The sequence below is a fragment of the [Bacillus] caldolyticus genome (assembly GCF_003595605.1).
Taxonomy (GTDB): domain Bacteria; phylum Bacillota; class Bacilli; order Bacillales; family Anoxybacillaceae; genus Geobacillus; species Geobacillus thermoleovorans.
Genome location: NZ_CP025074.1, coordinates 818,231 through 837,974, shown reverse-complemented (window position 1 = coordinate 837,974; position 19,744 = coordinate 818,231). Strand labels below are relative to the sequence as shown.

Genomic DNA, 19,744 nt, shown 5'->3' with positions numbered 1-19,744 from the left:
GACATATATTTCAGTTTTCGGCTAAATAATACTAGTGGGCGGACGGGAAGCGCTTTGAAAACAGAAAGCGTTATAGTACAATAGGGGTAGCTGTGCGAGATACGCAAAGGGGGAACGAGCATGTCGATCGAATGGCAAACGAAATACGGGCGCATCGAAGTCGCCAATGAAGTCATTGCGATGATCGCGGGGGGAGCTGCCGTCGATTGCTACGGCATTGTCGGAATGGCGTCGAAAAACCAAATTCGCGATGGGCTGTCGGAAATTTTGCGCCGGGAGAATTTTTCCAAAGGGGTTATTGTCCGCGAAGAAAACGGCGAGGTACATATCGATATGTACATCATCGTCAGCTACGGAACGAAAATTTCCGAAGTCGCTCATAACGTGCAGTCGAAAGTGAAGTACACGCTCGATCAGACGCTCGGGCTGGCGGTTCAGTCGATCAATATTTACGTTCAAGGGGTTCGGGTGTCAAACCCGTAGTAAGGAGGAGTTAGCCGGTGACAATGAGGACGCTTGACGGAAGACGATTTGCCGATATGGTGCAGCAAGGGGCCGCACATTTGGCGAACAACGCCAAGACGGTCGATGCGCTGAACGTCTTTCCGGTTCCAGATGGCGATACAGGAACAAACATGAACTTGTCGATGACGTCCGGGGCGAAAGAAGTGAAGGCGAATGCCTCCGACCATATCGGCAACGTCGCCGCGGCGCTGGCAAAAGGGCTGTTGATGGGGGCGCGCGGCAATTCCGGCGTCATTTTGTCGCAGCTGTTCCGCGGATTTGCCAAGGCAGTCGAAGGCAAACAAGCGGTGAACAGCTTCGAATTCGCCGCCGCTTTGCAGGCGGGGGTGGACACAGCCTATAAGGCGGTGATGAAGCCGGTTGAGGGGACGATCCTCACCGTTGCCAAAGAAGCGGCGCGCAAGGCGGTGGAGGTGGCAAAAAAAGAACGCGACGTGATCGCCGTGATGGAAGCGGCGCTCGCCGAGGCGAAAGCGGCGCTGCAGCGCACACCCGAATTGCTCCCGATCTTAAAGGAAGTCGGTGTCGTCGACAGCGGCGGTCAAGGGCTCGTATACATCTATGAAGGGTTTCTTGCTGCTTTGAAAGGAGAAATCGTGAGCGCCGCACGCGCTGAGGCGCGGATGGACGATCTAGTGAAAATGGTGCACCATCAAAGCGCGCAAAGCCATATTCATGCCGATGAGATCGAGTTTGGCTACTGTACGGAATTTATGGTCCGTTTTGAGCCGGAAAAGCTGGCCGAGCACCCGTTTTCCGAAGAAACGTTCCGCCGCGAGTTAAGCCAGTTCGGCGACTCCTTGCTCGTTGTCGCGGATGAAGAGCTTGTTAAGGTGCACATCCATTCGGAAACGCCGGGTGAGGTGCTGACATACGGTCAACGCTACGGCAGCTTGATCAATATTAAAATTGAAAACATGCGCGAACAACATGCCAACATCGTCGGCAAGGAGGCAAAAACGCTTCCTGGCGTTGCCAAAGAGGAAGCAAAGCCGTACGGCATCGTCGCCGTCGCCATGGGCGCTGGCGTGGCTGAACTGTTTCGGAGCATCGGTGCACACGCCATCATTGAAGGTGGGCAAACGATGAACCCGAGCACGGAAGAAATCGCTGACGCCATCCGCCTCGCCAACGCGGAAACGGTGTTTGTGCTGCCAAACAACAAAAACATTGTGATGGCGGCAAAACAAGCGGCGGAGCTTTCCGAACAGCGGGTGATCGTCATCCCGTCGAAAACGGTTCCGCAAGGTCTGGCGGCGCTCTTGGCGTTCAATCCGGCGCAATCGGCCGAGCAAAATGAGCGGGCGATGACGGCGGCGCTGTCGCGAGTGAAAACGGGGCAAGTGACATTTTCCGTGCGCGATACGACGATTGACGGCATCGAAATTCAAAAGGGCGATTACATGGGGTTATGGGATGACCGCATTATTGCCGCTGACAAAGACAAACTCGCCGTAACGAAGCGGCTGCTTGATGCGCTCATTGATGAAGAAAGCGAAATCGTGACCATTTTGTACGGCGAAGACGCAACGGAGATCGATGTGGAAACAGTCGTTGCCTATTTGGAAACAAAACATGACGGGGTCGAAGTGGAAGTGCATAACGGAAAGCAGCCGCTGTATCCATTTATCATTTCCGTCGAATAATATGTTAGAATAATAGAAGGGAGCATTCCCTTCTATTTTTCTTATTTTTCTGTTTTGTGGAGGAATAGCGGAGATGAAATACAAAAGCGTCTTTGATATCATTGGCCCGGTGATGGTCGGGCCGTCAAGTTCACATACGGCCGGGGCGGTGCGCATCGGTTTGGTTGCGCGCAAGTTGTTTGGCCGAAAGCCGACGTGGGCGCGCATTTCGTTTTACGGCTCATTTGCCGAAACGTATCGGGGGCATGGCACCGACGTTGCCATTGTCGCCGGGCTGCTTGGGTTTGACACGTTCGATGAACGTCTTCCGAATGCGCTTGAGATCGCCCGAGCGGAAGGTGTAGATGTGTCGTTTTTCGCCGAGGAGGCGATTCCGCATCATCCGAATACGGCGCGCCTGCGGATTGGCGATGATGAAGGCGAGCTTGAGCTCGTCGGCATTTCGATCGGCGGCGGCAAAATCGAAATCGTCGAATTGAATGGGTTTGCCTTGAAGCTGTCTGGCCACCATCCGGCGCTGCTCATTATGCATAATGACCGGTATGGGACGATTGGGGCGGTGGCTTCGGTGTTGGCGAAACAGAAAATCAACATCGGCCATATGGAAGTGTCGCGCAAGGAGAAAGGGAAAGAGGCGCTCATGGCGATCGAAGTTGACCAGCCGTTGACCGATGATCTGATTCAAGAATTGGAGCAGCTGCCGAACATCATTCAAGTGGCGAAGCTTGCGGATTGAAAAGAAATCGGTTTCATGTTGATGTGCATCAAAGAAGATAAGCCATGATGGAGAGAGGACAGGTGGGAATCAAATGTTTCGCAATGTGGCTGAACTTGTGGCGTTGGCCGAAAAGGACAGCATCAAAATCGCTGAAGTGATGATTCGTCAGGAAGTGGAAGTGAGCGGGCGAAGCCGGGAAGAGGTGATCGCGCAAATGGATCACCATCTAGCCGTCATGGAGCGCGCCGTCGAGAGGGGACTCGAAGGGGTTGTGTCCCGCTCCGGATTGACGGGCGGAGATGCGGTGCGGATGCAGCGTTATATTGAGGGCGGCCGTTTTTTGTCCGGAGAGACGATTTTAGACGCCGTCAGCAAAGCCATGGCGACCAACGAAGTGAACGCAGCGATGGGCGTCATTTGCGCCACGCCGACGGCTGGGGCGGCCGGCGTCGTCCCGGGGACGCTGTTTGCCGTGAAAGAGAAGCTGCGGCCGACAAGAATGGAAATGATTGAGTTTTTGTTTACAGCCGGGGCGTTTGGCTACATTGTCGCCAACAACGCCTCGATTTCCGGCGCCGCCGGCGGCTGTCAAGCCGAAGTTGGGTCGGCGGCCGGCATGGCCGCCGCGGCGCTGGTTGAGCTGGCCGGTGGGACGCCTGCTCAAGCGGCCGAAGCGATGGCCATCGCCTTAAAAAATATGTTGGGATTAGTATGCGACCCGGTTGCTGGCCTGGTCGAAGTGCCGTGCGTCAAGCGGAACGCGATGGGGGCGGCGAACGCCATGATCGCTGCGGATATGGCGCTAGCCGGCATTAAAAGCCGCATCCCGTGCGATGAAGTGATTGAAGCGATGTATCGCATCGGTGCAGCCATGCCGGTGGCGCTCAAAGAAACGGCGCAAGGGGGGTTGGCCGCGACGCCGACTGGCCGCGCCATTGCGGCCCGCATTTTCGGCGCTTCTGCGGCATCGAAGTGAACGAAGCGATGCAGCAGCCGGTGACGGCGGTCAAAGGCATCGGTGAAGAGACGGCGGCGGCGCTTGCCGACATCGGCATCGCGACGGTCGGTGAGCTGCTTGCGTACGCCCCGTACCGCTATGATGATTACGAACAAAAAGATTTGGCCGCCGTCCGCCATGAAGAAAAAGTGACAGTGGAAGGAAAAGTATACAGCGCCCCGCTGTTGACGTATTACGGAAAGAAAAAATCGCGCCTTTCCTTCCGCATGCTGGCCGATCGCTACTTGATCACCGTCGTTTGTTTCAACCGTCCCTATTTGAAGGAAAAAATCGCCCTGAACGAGACGGTGACGGTGATCGGCAAATGGGACCGGCATCGGCAAACGATCAACGCCTACGAGCTTCGGTTCGGACCGGCTCCGGAGACCACGGGCATCGAGCCGGTTTACTCCGTGCGCAGCCCACTGACGGTGAAAACGATGCGCCGGTTGATGAAAGCGGCGTTCGAACAGTTTGGCGAGCACATCCCCGATCCGCTGCCGCCCGCTTTGCGCCGCGCTTATCGCCTTGTCGACAAACAAGAAGCGCTCCGCGCCCTTCATTTTCCGCGCACGCGCGAAGAATTGCATCAGGCGCGGCGCCGGCTCATCTATGAGGAGTTTTTGTTGTACCAGCTGAAAATGCAGGCGCTCCGTCGATTGATGCGCGATGAGCGGCGCGGCGTCGTTCATTCGTTTTCTGAAGAGCGGCTTTCGTCCTTTCTTTCCGGATTGCCGTTTGTCTTGACGAACGCCCAGCGCCGTGTCATCGGCGAAATTTTGGCGGACATGCGCTCGCCGCGGCAAATGAACCGGCTTTTGCAAGGCGACGTCGGTTCTGGCAAGACGGTCGTTGCCGCTGTCGCTCTTTACGCCGCCGCTTTGTCCGGATTTCAAGGAGCGCTGATGGTGCCGACGGAAATTCTGGCTGAACAGCACGCCCGCTCGCTCGCCGAACTGTTTGCCGATACGGATGTGACGATCGCGCTCTTGACAAGCTCAGTGAAGGGAAAGCAGCGCAAAGCAGTGCTTGCCGAACTGGAAGAAGGAACAATTGATATCGTCGTAGGCACGCACGCCTTGATTCAAGAAGGAGTGCAGTTTCGCCGGCTCGGCCTCGTTATTACGGACGAGCAGCACCGGTTTGGCGTCGAACAGCGCCGCGTTTTGCGTGAGAAAGGGCATGCACCGGATGTATTGATGATGACGGCGACGCCGATTCCGCGCACACTCGCCATTACGGCGTTCGGCGACATGGACGTATCGGTGCTCGATGAAATGCCGGCCGGACGAAAAAAAGTCGAGACGTATTGGGTGAAGCATCATCAGTTCTCCCGCGTGCTCGATTTTATCGAAAAGGAATTGCGCCGTGGTCATCAGGCGTATGTCATCTGTCCGCTCATTGAGGAGTCGGACAAATTGGATGTGCAAAACGCCATCGATGTCCATAGCCAGCTTGTCCATTATTATCGCGGGAAATATGAGATCGGCTTGATGCACGGCCGGCTGTCGGCCGACGAAAAAGAACGCGTCATGAGGGCGTTCAGCGAAAACCGCATCCATGTGCTCGTCTCGACGACGGTCGTTGAAGTCGGCGTGAATGTACCGAATGCGACGGTGATGGTCATTTACGACGCCGAACGGTTTGGCCTCGCCCAGCTCCATCAGCTGCGCGGGCGGGTCGGGCGCGGCGACGCCCAGTCGTACTGCATTTTGATCGCCGACCCGAAATCGGAAGTCGGCAAAGAACGAATGCGCATCATGACGGAAACGGCCGATGGGTTTGTGTTGGCCGAAAAAGATTTGGAGCTGCGCGGTCCGGGCGATTTTTTCGGTACAAAACAAAGCGGGCTCCCGGAATTCCGCTACGGCGATCCAGTGCATGATTACCGCATTTTGGAAGTCGCCCGCCGCGATGCCGCCAAGCTCGTTTCCTCGGCCGCGTTTTGGCGCGATGAGGCGTACGCCGGGCTGCGCGCCGAGCTGGAAACGTCCGGCATACTCGATGGGGAAAAGCTAGATTAATAGACAGGGGAGGAGGCGCCGGCGCATTCGCGCCCCGCTGTTTTTTATGGTAATTGATTTTTTGGCCAGTGAAAGCCTATATTTTTATTGTTCGGACGGAGGAGGCAGGAGATGCCTGTCCCACTATTTCGTTTGTGAGCCTCGAGGATGGAGCAGAAAGCCGTTTGGCGAGGGGGGCGTCGGATCCACAGCGGCCGACAGCATGTGGCGCTGTTCATTTTTTGTGCTTGCATTTCGTTTTTTGATATTATATATTACTTTTAGTACCTAGTCATAAAATCGGACGGTGTCACGAATCGATGAGAAAAAGCAAACGCGAACGGCAACGGTTGTTGCAGGAGACGATCCGGGAAAACCCGTTTATCACCGATGAAGAGCTCGCCGAAAAATTTTCGGTCAGCGTGCAGACGATCCGCCTTGATCGGCTTGAGCTGTCGATTCCCGAACTGCGTGAGCGCATCAAGAATGTCGCCCGCCAGTCGTTCGCTGATAAAGTGCGGGCGTTGCCGCTTGAAGAAGTGATCGGCGACATTATTGACATCGAGCCGGATGCGAGCGCCATTTCGATTTTCGATGTGAAAGAGGAGCACGTCTTTCGGCGCACCCGCATCGCCCGCGGCCATCATTTGTTCGCTCAGGCCAACTCGCTTGCCGTCGCTGTCATCCATGATGAACTGGCGCTGACAGCGAAAGCGACCATTCGTTTTGTGCGCCAAGTGAAAGAAGGGGAGCGGGTCGTAGCCAAAGCGAAAGTGACCGGAAAAACGGCGCACGGGCGCACAATCGTCGAGGTGAACAGCTACGTCGGCCAGGAGCTCGTCTTTTCTGGTACGTTTGAAATGTATCGTTCAAACATAGAGAAAAAGGATGGGGACAGCAATGAATATCGCGGTTGATGCCATGGGTGGAGACCATGCCCCGGGCGAAATCGTGCGCGGGGCGCTTATGGCCGCCGCCCATTTCCCTGACATCGAGATTACGCTGATTGGCGATGAAGAGAAAATTCGCCCGCATGTGACGGGTGAAGAGCGCATTTCGGTCATCCACACCGACGAAGTGATCGAAGCAGATGATGAGCCGGTGCGGGCAGTGCGGCGCAAAAAGAACTCGTCGATGGTGCGCATGGCGGAAGAAGTGAAAGAAGGGCGCGCCGCTGCCTGCATTTCCGCCGGCAATACCGGGGCGCTCATGGCAGCCGGACTGTTTGTCGTCGGGCGGGCAGCCGGCATCGACCGCCCGGCGCTCGCCCCGACGCTGCCGACGTTGGATGGGCGCGGCTTTGTCTTTCTGGATGTCGGCGCCAACGTCGATGCAAAGCCGGAACATTTGCAGCAATACGCTTTGATGGGACATGTGTACGCAAAGAACGTGCGCGGCGTCGAAAAACCGCGCATCGGCTTGCTGAACGTCGGAACGGAAGACCAAAAAGGAAACGAAACAACGAAACGGGCGTTTGCCTTGCTCAAGGAAACGAACCTTCATTTCATCGGCAATGTCGAAGCGCGCGATCTGCTGCAAGGAGTGGCTGATGTTGTTGTCGCCGACGGCTTTGCCGGCAATGTTGCGTTAAAAACGATTGAAGGGACGGCGATGGCGCTCTTTTCCTTGCTCAAGCAGACGCTGACAAGCGGCGTCGCGGCGAAGCTGGCCGCCGCCGTCCTCAAGCCAAAGCTCGCCGGGCTGAAAAAAATGATGGACTACTCGGAGTATGGCGGCGCGGCGCTGTTTGGCTTAAATGCTCCGGTCATTAAAGCGCACGGGTCGTCCGATGCGAACGCCATCTTCCACGCCATCCGCCAGGCGCGAGAGATGGTGGTTCATGATGTCATCGGCACGATCAGAGCGGAGCTGGAACGGGCATAATCGGTAAAGGAGGAATCAAAAATGGGGAAAATCGCCTTTTTATTTCCTGGCCAAGGATCGCAGACGGTCGGCATGGCGAAAGACGCTGCCGAGCATGACGACCGCGCCCGTGCCGTCATCGCGGAGGCTGACGAGCGGCTTGGATTCGCGCTTTCCAAGCTCATGTTCAACGGACCGCAAGAAGAGCTGACGTTGACATATAACGCCCAGCCGGCGCTCTTGACCGCCAGCATCGCCTTGCTCCAGCTTGTCGACGGCGCTGGGCTGAAAGCGGACTATGTCGCCGGCCACAGCTTAGGCGAATATACGGCGCTTGTCGCCGCCGGCGCCATGTCGTTTGCCGATGCCGTCTACGCGGTGCGCCGCCGCGGTGAGCTGATGGATGAAGCGGTGCCGGCCGGTGAAGGGACGATGGCGGCGGTGCTTGGGATGGACGCTGATGCGCTTGAAGCAGTGACAAATGAAATCGCCGCCCAAGGCGATCCGGTCGAGCCGGCCAACTTCAACTGCCCGGGGCAAATTGTCATCTCCGGCTCGAAAGCCGGAGTGGAAAAAGCGGCGCAGCTTTTGAAAGAACGCGGCGCCAAACGCGTCATTCCGCTTGAGGTGAGCGGTCCGTTCCACTCCGCTCTCATGAAGCCGGCGGCAGAAAAACTGAAAGCGGTTCTTGACAGTTTGGTGATTCGTGACGCCGTCATTCCGGTCGTCGCCAATGTGACTGCTGAGCCGGTGACGAAAAAAGAGGACATCGCCCGCCTTCTCATTGAACAACTGTACTCGCCGGTGCGTTGGGAGCAGTCGGTGCGCACGCTTCTTTCGCTTGGCGTCGACACGTTTGTCGAAATCGGTCCGGGAAAAGTGTTGTCCGGCCTTGTGAAAAAAATCGACCGCAACGCCCGCGTTTATGCGGTGAACGATCTTGCTTCCTTCGAAGCGACCGTTGCGGCGCTGAAAGGGGAATAAAGCGATGCTCGAAGGAAAAATTGCTCTTGTGACCGGGGCGTCGCGCGGCATTGGCCGGGCGGTCGCTCTGGAGCTTGCCCGCCAAGGGGCGAACGTTGCCGTCAATTACGCCGGCAGCGAGGCGAAAGCGAATGAAGTTGTCGAGGCCATCCGCTCCCTCGGCCGCGAAGCGATCGCCGTGCAGGCGGACGTCGCCCGCGCTGAAGATGTTGAGCGCATGGTGAAAACGACGATTGACCATTTTGGCCGCCTCGATATTTTGGTCAACAACGCCGGCATTACACGCGACAATTTATTGATGCGGATGAAAGAAGAAGAATGGGATGCCGTGATTAACACGAACTTAAAAGGGGTATTTCTTTGTACGAAGGCGGCAACGCGCCCGATGATGAAGCAGCGCTATGGGCGGATCGTCAACATTGCTTCGGTCGTCGGCGTGATCGGCAATCCGGGGCAGGCGAACTATGTCGCCGCCAAGGCCGGTGTCATCGGGCTGACGAAGACGGCGGCGCGCGAATTCGCCAGCCGCAACATCACCGTTAACGCCGTCGCACCAGGATTCATTACGACCGATATGACCGAAGCGCTCAGCCCGGAGCTGAAGGCGGAAATGTTAAAGCAAATTCCGCTCGCCCGCTTTGGCGAGCCGGATGATGTCGCCCGCGTCGTCGCTTTCCTCGCTTCCGACGCCGCGAGCTACATGACTGGACAGACGCTTCATGTTGACGGCGGCATGGTGATGCCGTAAGAAAAACAGCGCTAGTATTTTTTCTGCCAATCGACTATAATCATGAAGGGAGGTGAACGCAATGGCCGATGTATTGGAACGTGTAACGAAAATCATCGTTGACCGGCTGGGGGTTGACGAATCGCAAGTGACGCTCGAAGCGTCGTTTAAGGACGACCTGGGCGCTGACTCGCTCGACATCGTCGAACTCGTCATGGAACTTGAAGATGAATTCAACATGGAAATTTCCGATGAAGAGGCGGAAAAAATCGTCACAGTCGGAGACGCTGTGAACTACATAAAAAGTCGTCTGTAATGCTGCTTTTTTGCAAAGTCCCGTTGCTTCGAACGGGGCTTTCTCTGCTTTTTCAGGGATGCTCGGCGGGCCTTGCGGAAAAAAGCGCACGATTCCCGCTCGCGTAGCGGACCGGAGAACGGATATAATAGAAGAAGACACGGCCATTTTGTTCTGGAACGAAGTCGGAGGGCATTTTTATGTCAAAACAAAAAGATAAAGAGCGCATCCATGAAAAGAGGCGGGCGAAGTTTCAAGAGCTGCAAAACAAAATCGGCATCACCTTTCGAAACGAAAAGCTGTTGATTCAAGCGTTCACCCATTCATCGTATGTGAATGAGCATCGGCGGCGGCTTCACGAAGACAATGAACGGCTTGAGTTTTTAGGCGATGCCGTGCTGGAGCTGACCGTTTCTCAATATTTATTTCAAAAGTTCCCGCATATGAGCGAGGGGCAATTGACGAAGCTGAGGGCGGCCATCGTCTGCGAGCCGTCGCTTGTGAAATTTGCCAACGCCCTGTCGTTCGGCGAGCTCGTCTTGCTCGGCAAAGGCGAGGAGCTGACCGGCGGGCGGACGCGTCCGGCGCTCTTGGCAGACGTCTTTGAGGCGTTCATCGGCGCTTTGTATTTGGATCAAGGAATGGACGCGGTCATCCGCTTTTTGGAGAAAACGATGTTTCCGAAAATTGATGAAGGTGCTTTTTCTCATGTGATGGATTTTAAAAGCCAGCTGCAGGAATTGGTGCAGCGGGACGGCAGCGGAACGCTTGAATACGCCATTTTGGAGGAAAAAGGTCCGGCCCACAACAAGGAGTTTGTCGCCCGCGTAGCGTTAAACGGCCAAGAGCTTGGCATCGGCGTCGGCCGCTCGAAAAAGGAAGCCGAACAACATGCGGCGCAAATGGCGCTTGAAACGTTGCGGGCTGCCGATCAGCAGTGAAGGCTGGCGCTGTTACGTCAGTCTTTTTTCTGTGAACGTGCGAAGGGATGGAGAGCAAACGCTGCTCATGGGTGTTTCGATGAACATGCGCGCCTTGAGCGGGGGAAGAAAGGCGTTTTTTTCGATAGCTCATATGGTAGGATGAAAAGATCGAACGTCTCGGTTTCCAAAAAGGGCTCCGGGGTGTTTGTGGTGGATCACAGTGGAAAGATGGTGAGGCGTCATACCATGTTCCTGAAACGATTGGATGTGATCGGCTTTAAATCGTTCGCCGACCGTGTATCGATCGAGTTTGTCCCTGGTGTGACGGCGGTCGTCGGTCCGAACGGGAGCGGCAAAAGCAACATTACCGATGCGATCCGTTGGGTGCTCGGTGAGCAATCAGCAAAATCGTTGCGCGGGGCGAAAATGGAAGACGTCATCTTCGCCGGCAGCGAATCGCGCAAGCCGCTCAATGTGGCTGAAGTGACGATCACACTCGACAATGAAGACGGCTTTTTGCCGCTTGAGTACCAGGAAGTGAGCGTGACCCGGCGCGTCTATCGCTCGGGGGAGAGCGAGTTTTTCATCAACCGCCAGCCGTGCCGTTTGAAAGACATCGTCGATTTGTTTCTCGATTCCGGGCTCGGCAAGGAGGCGTTTTCCATCATCGGCCAAGGCCGGGTCGAAGAGATTTTAAGCAGCAAACCGGAAGAGCGGCGCACGATTTTTGAAGAAGCGGCCGGCGTGTTGAAGTACAAGCTGCGGAAAAAAAAGGCGGAGGCGAAGCTAGCGGAGACGCAAGACAACTTGCACCGCGTCAACGATATTTTGCACGAGCTCGAACAGCAGCTTGAGCCGCTCCGCATGCAGGCGTCGCTCGCCAAAGAGTTTTTGGAAAAACGCGAAGAGCTCGAGAGATTTGAAGTGGCGCTGATGGTTCACGACATCGAGCAGCTGCGCGGGCAATGGAATGAGTTGAAGGAAGCGCTTGATGGGCACCAGCGGGACGAAGTGGCGCTGGCGGCGGCGTTGCAGAAAATGGAAGCCCAAATCGAACAGCTCCGCGATCAAATGACCGCCATTGACGAATCGATCGACGGTTTGCAGCAAGTGCTTCTTTTAGCCAGCGAAGAGCTTGAGAAGCTCGAAGGGCGGAAAGAAGTATTGAAAGAGAGAAAAAAGCATGCCGCGAGGCGAAAAGCGCAGCTGGACGACATAACGGCTGCACTGGCTGCGAAACGGCGCCGCTTGACGGAGCAGCTGCATGCCGAGCGGGAGGAACTCGCCCGGCTTGAGGCGGGCGCCGCAGCGCTCGAGCGGGAGCTGAAAGAAAAACAGGCTTTGTTTTCGGCGCATGAAGCCGACATTGAAGAAGAAATCGAGCGGCGAAAAGGTGATTACATCGACCTTGTTCATGAACAGGCGGCGTTGAAAAACGAACGCGCACATGTGGAGCAGGCGCTTGGCAAGCTGCATGCCAAACGGACGGCGCTCGATGAAGCGAACCGCCGCCATCTCGCCGAACGTGAACAGCTCGAGCAGAAGCGGGCGGCTTTATGGGCCGAGCAGACCCGCCTCGAACAGGCGCTGACGGAAGCGCATAACAGACAAGCCGCTCTCGCCGCGGCGCTCGCAGCGCAAAAAACGGAGCTCGAGCAGCATGAAGCGTTGCTGCATCAGGCGCGCCAATACCGGCAGCAAACCAAAGCGCGCCAGCAATGGTTGGAAGAGATGCAACATGATTATTCCGGTTTTGTCCAAGGAGTAAAAGAAGTATTAAAGGCGCGCGACCTTCTGCCCGGCATTCATGGCGCCATTGTTGAGCTCATTCGCGTGCCGGACCGCTATGAGACGGCGATTGAAACGGCGCTCGGCGGGGCGATGCAGCATATCGTCGTTGACAGCGAACAGGCGGCGCGGCAAGCGATTCACTATTTGAAAACGAACGGCTACGGGCGCGCGACGTTTTTGCCGCTTGACGTCATCCAAGCGCGCGCGCTTTCCGAACGGGAGCGGGCGGCGATTGACCGCCATCCGGCGTTTGTCGGCATCGCAAGCGAGCTCGTCGAATACGACCGCGCCTATAGGGCGGCGATCGCCCATTTGCTCGGCCATGTCATCGTGACAGCCGATTTAAAAGGCGCGAATGAGCTGGCCAAGCTTCTTCACTATCGCTATCGCCTCGTGACATTGGACGGTGATGTCGTCAGCCCTGGCGGGGCGATGACCGGCGGCGGGGCGGCGAAAAAGACCGCGTCGTTGCTAAGTCGAAACCGCGAGCTTGAGACGCTTTCGGTCAAACTGCAGGAAATGGATGAAACGATCGCTCGGCTTGAGCGGGCTGTTGCCGCAAAACGACACGAGCTGGCGGAGCAGGAAGCGCAGGCGGCCGCGCTGCAAGAAGAGGTTGCGGCGCTTCGGGAGGCCCTGCAAAGACAAAAGGACGAGCAACGCGAGCTCGAATGGCAGAAAAAACGGATCGACGAGCGGCTCGCACTGTATGATGAAGAAAAGGCGAACGACGAGCGCGAAATGGCAGAGCTCAACCGCCGCCTCGGCTCCATTGACAGGCAGCTTGAGCAGCTTGCCGAGAAACTGCAGGCGATCGATGACGACATCAGCCGGCTGCAGGCGCAAAAACAGACGGAGCAAACGACGAAAGAGGCGCTCCAGGCAGCGATCACGGAGCAAAAAATCGCCTTGGCGGAAACGAAAGAGCGCGTGAAACATGCACGCCGGAAAGTGGAAGAATGGGAAGCGGAGCTTGCCGAAACGATCCGTGGGCTCAAAGAAGCAGAGCGCGAACGAGCCGCTTTGGATGCGGAAATGGAGGCGCCGGAATGGAACGAGGAAGAGATTGAGCAGCTGCGAAAGCAAAAGCTTGAGGACAAGCAAAAGACATTGGAGCTGATTGCGAGCCGTCGCGAACAGCGGCTCGATTTCCAACGCCGTCTTGAACATTTGGAACAGGAATGGAAAGAGACGAAGCGGCAGCATAAACAGCTCGCCGATGTCGTGAAAGACGAAGAAGTAAAGTTGAACCGGCTTGATGTGGAGCTTGAGAATTTGCTTGTCCGTCTGCGCGAAGAGTATGGGCTGTCGTTTGAAGCGGCTCGCTCCGCGTACCCGCTTGAGATCGGCGCCGATGAGGCGCGCAAGCGGGTGAAGCTGATCAAGCGCGCCATGGAGGAGCTCGGCACCGTCAACTTGGGGGCGATCGATGAATACGAACGAGTTTCCGAACGGCACCGCTTTTTAAGCGAGCAAAAAACCGATTTGGAAGAGGCGAAGGCGACGCTCCACCAAGTCATTGATGAAATGGACGATGAAATGAAAAAACGATTTTTCGCGACGTTTGAACAAATCCGCGCCCATTTTGGCGAGGTATTTGGCGAGCTGTTCGGCGGCGGGCGCGCCGATTTGCGGCTGACCGATCCGAACGACTTGCTTGAGACTGGGATCGACATCGTCGCTCAGCCTCCGGGGAAAAAGCTGCAACATTTAAGCTTGCTTTCCGGCGGCGAACGGGCGCTGACGGCGATCGCCCTCTTGTTTTCGATTTTAAAGGTGCGCCCGGTGCCGTTTTGCGTCCTTGATGAAGTCGAAGCGGCGCTTGATGAAGCGAACGTGCAGCGGTATGCCCAATATTTAAAACGGTTCAGCCGCGACACGCAGTTTATCGTCATCACCCATCGAAAAGGGACGATGGAAGAAGCGGACGTGCTGTACGGCGTCACGATGCAAGAATCGGGCGTCTCAAAGCTTGTTTCTGTCCGTTTGGAAGATTCGAAGGAGCTCGTGCGGTCATAATGGAAAGGAGGCGCTTTGGATGGGTTTTTTTCAAAAATGGAAAGAAAAATGGACAAAGCAAGCGGATGCCGTAACCGAAAAGTTTAAAGAAGGGCTGTCAAAAACGCGAAATTCGCTCGCCGGGAAAGTGAACGACCTCATCGCCCGTTATCGGAAAGTGGATGAAGAGTTTTTTGAAGAGCTTGAGGAAATTTTGATCGCCGCGGATGTGGGCGTCACGACCGTCATGGAACTTGTCGATGAGCTGAAAATGGAAGTGAAGCGCCGCAACATTCAAGACCCGGCGCAAATGCGCGACGTCATCGCCGAAAAGCTCGTTGACATTTACCGCGCCGGCGCCGATGACAAAGAACTTTCCGCTTTGAATATACAAGAAGGCGGGCTGACGGTCATTTTGTTCGTCGGTGTCAACGGCGTCGGCAAAACGACAACGATCGGCAAGCTCGCCCATAAGCTGAAATCGGAAGGGAAATCCGTCTTGTTGGCAGCTGGCGACACGTTCCGCGCCGGGGCGATCGAGCAGCTCGAAGCGTGGGGCGAGCGCGTTGGGGTCGACGTCATTAAGCAGGCGGCCGGCTCCGATCCAGCGGCGGTCATGTATGATGCGATTCAAGCGGCGAAAGCGCGCGGCGTTGACGTATTGTTATGCGACACGGCCGGGCGGCTGCAAAACAAAGTGAATTTAATGAAAGAGCTCGAAAAAGTGAAACGCGTCATCAGCCGCGAAATTCCGGGCGCTCCGCATGAAGTACTGCTTGTGTTGGATGCGACGACCGGGCAAAACGCGATGAGCCAAGCCAAGCTGTTTAAAGAAGCGACCGATGTGACCGGCATCGTGTTGACGAAGCTTGACGGCACGGCGAAAGGCGGCATCGTGCTTGCCATTCGCAACGAGATGGCCATCCCGGTGAAACTCGTCGGCCTCGGCGAGAAGATGGACGATTTGCAAGTGTTCGATCCAGAACAGTACGTCTACGGATTGTTTGCTGATTTGCTGGAATCATAAACAAGCCAACAGAGGGTGCTCCCAAAACAATGGAGCGCCCTTTGTTGTTACGTCCACGGGAGTGTAACCGATAAGCCCTTTGTTCGTTCCATCCCTTGACACCTTGCCGAAAAGACGGTACACTACATTTTTGTAAAGGTATTTTACTTAACAATGAGGGAGGGAGAGTCCGGTGCTGGAAAAAACGATGCGCATGAACTATTTATACGATTTTTACCAAGCGCTGTTGACGCCGAAACAGCGCAACTATATGGCGCTTTACTACTTGGACGACTACTCCCTCGGGGAAATTGCCGAACAATATGAGGTGAGCCGCCAGGCGGTGTACGATAACATCCGGCGTACAGAAGCGATGCTGGAGCAGTATGAAGAGAAGCTCGGGCTGCTGCGAAAATATGAACGGCGGCGGCAGATCATCGAGCGGCTGAAAGACTACATCAGCCGGCACTACGGTGCTGACGCCGAATTGGCGGCGCTAGTCCGCGAGCTTGACGAACTTGATTAAAAAAGGGGGTGGCCGCCATGGCGTTTGAAGGACTGTCTGAACGTTTGCAGCAGGTGATGAACCGCATCCGCGGCAAAGGGAAAGTCACCGAAGCGGATGTCAAAGAGATGATGCGCGAAGTGCGCCTTGCGCTTTTGGAAGCTGACGTCAACTTTAAAGTCGTCAAAGATTTCATCAGACAGGTGAGCGAGCGGGCTGTCGGGCAGGAAGTGATGAAAAGCTTAACGCCGGGCCAGCAAGTGATCAAAATCGTCAAGGAAGAGCTGACGGCGTTAATGGGCGGTGAGCAAAGCCAAATCGCTGTCGCGAAGAAACCGCCGACCGTTGTGATGATGGTCGGGTTGCAAGGGGCCGGGAAAACGACGACCACCGGGAAGCTGGCCAACTTGCTGCGCAAACGGCATAACCGGAAGCCGCTTCTGGTGGCTGCCGACGTTTACCGCCCGGCGGCGATCAAACAGCTTGAGACGCTTGGCAAGCAGCTCGACATGCCTGTCTTTTCGTTAGGCGAGCACGCCAATCCGGTTGAAATCGCGAAACAGGCGCTCGAGCGGGCGAAAGAAGAGCATTATGATTACGTGCTCATCGACACAGCCGGCCGCCTCCACATTGATGAAGCGCTCATGGATGAACTGAAGCAAATGAAAGAAGCGGTCAAGCCGGATGAAATTTTCCTCGTCGTTGACGCCATGACCGGGCAAGATGCCGTCAATGTCGCACAAAGCTTCCATGAGCAGCTCGGCATCACCGGGGTGATTTTGACGAAGCTGGACGGCGACACGCGCGGCGGGGCGGCGCTGTCGATTCGCGCCGTCACCGGAGCGCCGATCAAGTTTGCTGGGATGGGCGAAAAACTTGACGCTTTGGAGCCGTTCCATCCGGAGCGAATGGCGTCGCGCATTTTAGGCATGGGCGATGTCCTGACGCTCATCGAAAAAGCGCAGGCGGCCGTCGACGAAGAGAAGGCGAAGGAGCTCGAACAAAAAATGCGCACGGCCACCTTCACGCTTGACGACTTTTTGGAGCAGCTCGGCCAAGTGCGCAAGCTCGGACCGCTTGACGAACTGATTAAAATGCTGCCGGGCGCCAACAAAATCAAAGGGCTCGCCAACATCCAAGTCGATGAAAAGCAAATCGCCCGCGTTGAGGCGATCATCCGCTCGATGACGAAAGAAGAGAAAACGCATCCGGAAATCATCAACGCTAGCCGCAAAAAGCGGATCGCCAAAGGAAGCGGCACGACGGTGCAGGAAGTAAACCGGCTTTTGAAGCAATTTGACGAGATGAAAAAAATGATGAAAATGATGACGAATATGCCAAAAGGGAAAAAGAAAGGATTCCGTTTTCCATTTATGTAAATGAAGATCTGTTAAGCGAAAAACCTTTACAAACGGAAAAAGAATTGTTAATATACTATCTTGTGTGAACTCTATACGGAGGTGCGTACTGACTATGGCAGTAAAAATTCGTTTAAAACGCATGGGGACAAAGAAAAAACCATTCTATCGCATCGTGGTAGCTGATTCGCGCTCGCCGCGCGACGGTCGTTTTATCGAAACGATCGGCACGTACGATCCGGTCGCTGAGCCGGCGCAAGTGAAAATCGATGAGGAATTGGCGCTCAAATGGCTGCAAAACGGCGCCAAACCATCGGATACGGTGCGCAGCTTGCTGTCGAAGCAAGGCATTTTAGAGAAGTTCCATAACTTGAAATACGGCAAATAAGCGAGATGCACATGAAGCCGCTCATTGAAACGATCGTCAAGGCGCTTGTCGATCATCCGGAGGCGGTGGCGGTTGAACGCCGCGAAGAAGAGACGGCCGTCATCTATGAGCTGTCCGTGCATGAAGACGACACTGGCAAAGTGATCGGCAAACAAGGGCGGACGATCCAGGCGATTCGCACGGTCGTTGCCGCCGCCGCGGCCGGATCGCCAAAGCGGGTTGTTGTGCAAGTGAAAGACAAAGGGTGAGGATGTTCCTCTCCCTTTTTTGATATGATGCCAAAGGGCGCAAAAATGGCCCGGGTGCCGTTCATTCCGTGTCAAAAGGGGGAAGAGGATGAAGCTCATTCAAACGGTTGAGGTGCGGCAAATCGTCACCGAACGGAGCAAACAAGAGCTTGCCGCCGCGTTTTTGGCGCGCAAGCAGCAGCTCGAGCGCGAGTGCGACCAGCTTCGTTTTGAACAGAAACGAATGGAGAAAAGCGGAAACTATCCGCCCGCTTTAGTGAAACAATATTTTGCCAAAGAGATCGACGAGCGGATGGAGAAAATGAAACTGCTTGAGTTTCAGCTCGAACAATTACATATGCTACCGTTAGGGAGCGAATTGAAAGAGCGGGAAGTCGAGGCGCTCGTTGAGGTGAACGTCGGCGACCGTTGGGAAGAGGTGACAAAAACGCGCGCCATCATCATTGAAGACGGCGTCGTCAAAGAGATTCGCTAAGAAGGGATGAAAGCGATGGAACGATGGTTTAATGTCGGAAAAATTGTCAATACGCACGGCATTCGCGGCGAAGTGCGCGTCATTTCGCGCACCGACTTTCCTGAAGAACGGTATAAAAAAGGAAACAAGCTGTACATTTTCCGCGAACGGGACACGGAACCGATTGAAGTCACGGTGAAAAGCCACCGCGTCCATAAATCGTTTGACTTGTTGTCGTTTGAAGGCTATGACAGCATCAACGATGTGGAACGGTTTAAGGGAGCGATGCTGAAGGTGCCGGAAAGCCAGCTCGGCGAACTCGCGGAAGGGGAATATTATTTCCATGAGATCATCGGCTGCACTGTCGTGACAGAAGGCGGGGAGACCATCGGCGCGGTAAAGGAAATTTTGACTCCAGGGGCGAACGACGTCTGGGTCGTCCGGCGCGAAGACGGATCGGAAGCGCTCATTCCGTACATTGACGAGGTCGTTTTGCACGTCGATCCGGATCGGAAAACGATCATCATCCGGCCGATGGAAGGGCTGCTCGAGTGATGCGGATCGATATTTTAACGTTGTTTCCCGGCATGTTTTCCGGGGTGTTGAGCGAGTCGATTTTAAAGAAGGCGCAAGAAAAAGGGGCCGTCGACATCCGCCTTATTGATTTTCGCGAGTTTGCCGACAACAAGCATAAAACGGTCGACGATTATCCGTATGGCGGCGGCGCCGGCATGGTGCTCAAGCCGCAGCCGATTTTTGACGCGGTGGAACACGTGACGGCTGGATCGCCTGGCGCCCGCATCATTTTGCTTTGCCCGCAAGGCGAGCGCTACACGCAAAAAAAGGCGGAAGAGCTGGCGAAAGAAACGCATTTGGTGCTCATTTGCGGCCATTACGAAGGGTATGACGAACGCATTCGCCAATATTTAGCAACCGATGAAATTTCGATCGGCGACTATATTTTAACAGGCGGGGAACTCGGCGCCATGGTCATTGTCGACAGCGTCGTCCGTCTTCTCCCCGGGGTGCTCGGCAATGAGGCGTCGCCGGTCGATGACTCGTTCAGCTCCGGGCTGCTTGAGTATCCGCAATACACAAGACCGGCCGATTTCCGTGGCATGAAAGTGCCGGATATTCTGCTTTCTGGCAACCATCAGCTCATCGCCGAGTGGCGCGAGAAGGAATCGCTCCGGCGCACGTTTTTGCGCCGTCCGGACTTGCTCGATGAATATCCGCTTACAGACAAGCAAAAGCAATGGCTGAAAGAGTGGGAAAAGGAGCGCGAATAGCTATTGCCTGAGTCAACAGTTTATGC

The 19,744-nt window shown here is 55.5% G+C and carries 20 protein-coding genes; all 20 read left to right on the top strand.

What is annotated here, in order from left to right; all coding sequences use genetic code 11:
* The first annotated feature begins 120 nt into the window (after positions 1 to 120).
* Positions 121 to 483 (top strand): Asp23/Gls24 family envelope stress response protein, encoded by a 363-nt coding sequence (locus tag CWI35_RS04365; RefSeq protein WP_011230682.1) that lies wholly within the window; start codon positions 121 to 123, stop codon positions 481 to 483.
* Positions 484 to 500: 17 nt separating this feature from the next.
* Positions 501 to 2,171, top strand: a complete 1,671-nt coding sequence (locus CWI35_RS04360) for a DAK2 domain-containing protein (RefSeq protein ID WP_014195419.1) — start codon at positions 501 to 503, stop codon at positions 2,169 to 2,171.
* Positions 2,172 to 2,244: 73 nt separating this feature from the next.
* Positions 2,245 to 2,907, top strand: coding sequence for an L-serine ammonia-lyase, iron-sulfur-dependent subunit beta (gene sdaAB / locus CWI35_RS04355; RefSeq protein ID WP_023634005.1), 663 nt, complete (start codon positions 2,245 to 2,247; stop codon positions 2,905 to 2,907).
* Positions 2,908 to 2,980: 73 nt separating this feature from the next.
* Entirely contained in the window at positions 2,981 to 3,865 is an 885-nt protein-coding gene (gene sdaAA, locus CWI35_RS04350) for an L-serine ammonia-lyase, iron-sulfur-dependent, subunit alpha (protein WP_011230685.1), read from the top strand.
* Positions 3,862 to 5,910: an ATP-dependent DNA helicase RecG gene (gene recG / locus CWI35_RS04345; protein WP_023634006.1), complete on the top strand. Its 2,049-nt coding sequence runs from the start codon at positions 3,862 to 3,864 to the stop codon at positions 5,908 to 5,910. The genes sdaAA and recG overlap by 4 nt, the downstream gene beginning before the upstream one ends.
* A 299-nt stretch (positions 5,911 to 6,209) precedes the next feature.
* Positions 6,210 to 6,806, top strand: a complete 597-nt coding sequence (gene fapR / locus CWI35_RS04340; protein ID WP_011230687.1) for a transcription factor FapR — start codon at positions 6,210 to 6,212, stop codon at positions 6,804 to 6,806.
* Positions 6,790 to 7,773, top strand: a complete 984-nt coding sequence (plsX, locus tag CWI35_RS04335; RefSeq protein ID WP_119877519.1) for a phosphate acyltransferase PlsX — start codon at positions 6,790 to 6,792, stop codon at positions 7,771 to 7,773. The genes fapR and plsX overlap by 17 nt, the downstream gene beginning before the upstream one ends.
* 21 nt (positions 7,774 to 7,794) lie before the next feature.
* Positions 7,795 to 8,736, top strand: coding sequence for an ACP S-malonyltransferase (fabD, locus tag CWI35_RS04330; protein ID WP_011230689.1), 942 nt, complete (start codon positions 7,795 to 7,797; stop codon positions 8,734 to 8,736).
* 4 nt (positions 8,737 to 8,740) lie between these two features.
* Positions 8,741 to 9,484 carry a 3-oxoacyl-[acyl-carrier-protein] reductase gene (fabG, locus tag CWI35_RS04325; RefSeq protein ID WP_011230690.1) on the top strand — a complete coding sequence of 248 codons (744 nt, stop codon included), beginning with the start codon at positions 8,741 to 8,743 and terminating at the stop codon, positions 9,482 to 9,484.
* A gap of 61 nt (positions 9,485 to 9,545) precedes the next feature.
* Positions 9,546 to 9,779, top strand: a complete 234-nt coding sequence (locus CWI35_RS04320) for an acyl carrier protein (RefSeq protein WP_011230691.1) — start codon at positions 9,546 to 9,548, stop codon at positions 9,777 to 9,779.
* A 179-nt stretch (positions 9,780 to 9,958) separates the two neighbouring features.
* The gene (gene rnc, locus CWI35_RS04315) at positions 9,959 to 10,699 is read left to right on the top strand and encodes a ribonuclease III (RefSeq protein ID WP_011230692.1); all 741 of its coding nucleotides are present in this window, start codon (positions 9,959 to 9,961) and stop codon (positions 10,697 to 10,699) included.
* A 228-nt stretch (positions 10,700 to 10,927) separates the two neighbouring features.
* The gene (gene smc, locus CWI35_RS04305; RefSeq protein ID WP_119877518.1) at positions 10,928 to 14,491 is read left to right on the top strand and encodes a chromosome segregation protein SMC; all 3,564 of its coding nucleotides are present in this window, start codon (positions 10,928 to 10,930) and stop codon (positions 14,489 to 14,491) included.
* A 19-nt stretch (positions 14,492 to 14,510) separates the two neighbouring features.
* A complete protein-coding gene (gene ftsY, locus CWI35_RS04300) occupies positions 14,511 to 15,497 on the top strand; it encodes a signal recognition particle-docking protein FtsY (RefSeq protein WP_013523383.1) in 987 nt (328 codons plus the stop codon).
* 172 nt (positions 15,498 to 15,669) lie between these two features.
* On the top strand, positions 15,670 to 16,002 hold the full coding sequence (locus CWI35_RS04295) for a putative DNA-binding protein (protein ID WP_013523384.1): 333 nt from the start codon (positions 15,670 to 15,672) through the stop codon (positions 16,000 to 16,002).
* Between the two features lie 17 nt (positions 16,003 to 16,019).
* Positions 16,020 to 17,360, top strand: a complete 1,341-nt coding sequence (gene ffh / locus CWI35_RS04290) for a signal recognition particle protein (RefSeq protein ID WP_011230696.1) — start codon at positions 16,020 to 16,022, stop codon at positions 17,358 to 17,360.
* 94 nt (positions 17,361 to 17,454) lie between these two features.
* Positions 17,455 to 17,727, top strand: coding sequence for a 30S ribosomal protein S16 (rpsP, locus tag CWI35_RS04285; protein ID WP_011230697.1), 273 nt, complete (start codon positions 17,455 to 17,457; stop codon positions 17,725 to 17,727).
* Positions 17,728 to 17,738: 11 nt separating this feature from the next.
* Positions 17,739 to 17,975, top strand: coding sequence for a KH domain-containing protein (locus CWI35_RS04280; RefSeq protein ID WP_011230698.1), 237 nt, complete (start codon positions 17,739 to 17,741; stop codon positions 17,973 to 17,975).
* Positions 17,976 to 18,063: 88 nt separating this feature from the next.
* Positions 18,064 to 18,450, top strand: a complete 387-nt coding sequence (locus CWI35_RS04275) for a YlqD family protein (protein ID WP_011230699.1) — start codon at positions 18,064 to 18,066, stop codon at positions 18,448 to 18,450.
* Positions 18,451 to 18,465: 15 nt separating this feature from the next.
* The gene (gene rimM / locus CWI35_RS04270) at positions 18,466 to 18,984 is read left to right on the top strand and encodes a ribosome maturation factor RimM (RefSeq protein WP_015374399.1); all 519 of its coding nucleotides are present in this window, start codon (positions 18,466 to 18,468) and stop codon (positions 18,982 to 18,984) included.
* Complete coding sequence (trmD, locus tag CWI35_RS04265) at positions 18,984 to 19,718, top strand: tRNA (guanosine(37)-N1)-methyltransferase TrmD (RefSeq protein ID WP_011230701.1); 735 nt, start codon at positions 18,984 to 18,986, stop codon at positions 19,716 to 19,718. Before rimM ends, trmD begins: the two co-directional genes overlap by 1 nt.
* The last annotated feature ends 26 nt before the right edge of the window (positions 19,719 to 19,744 follow it).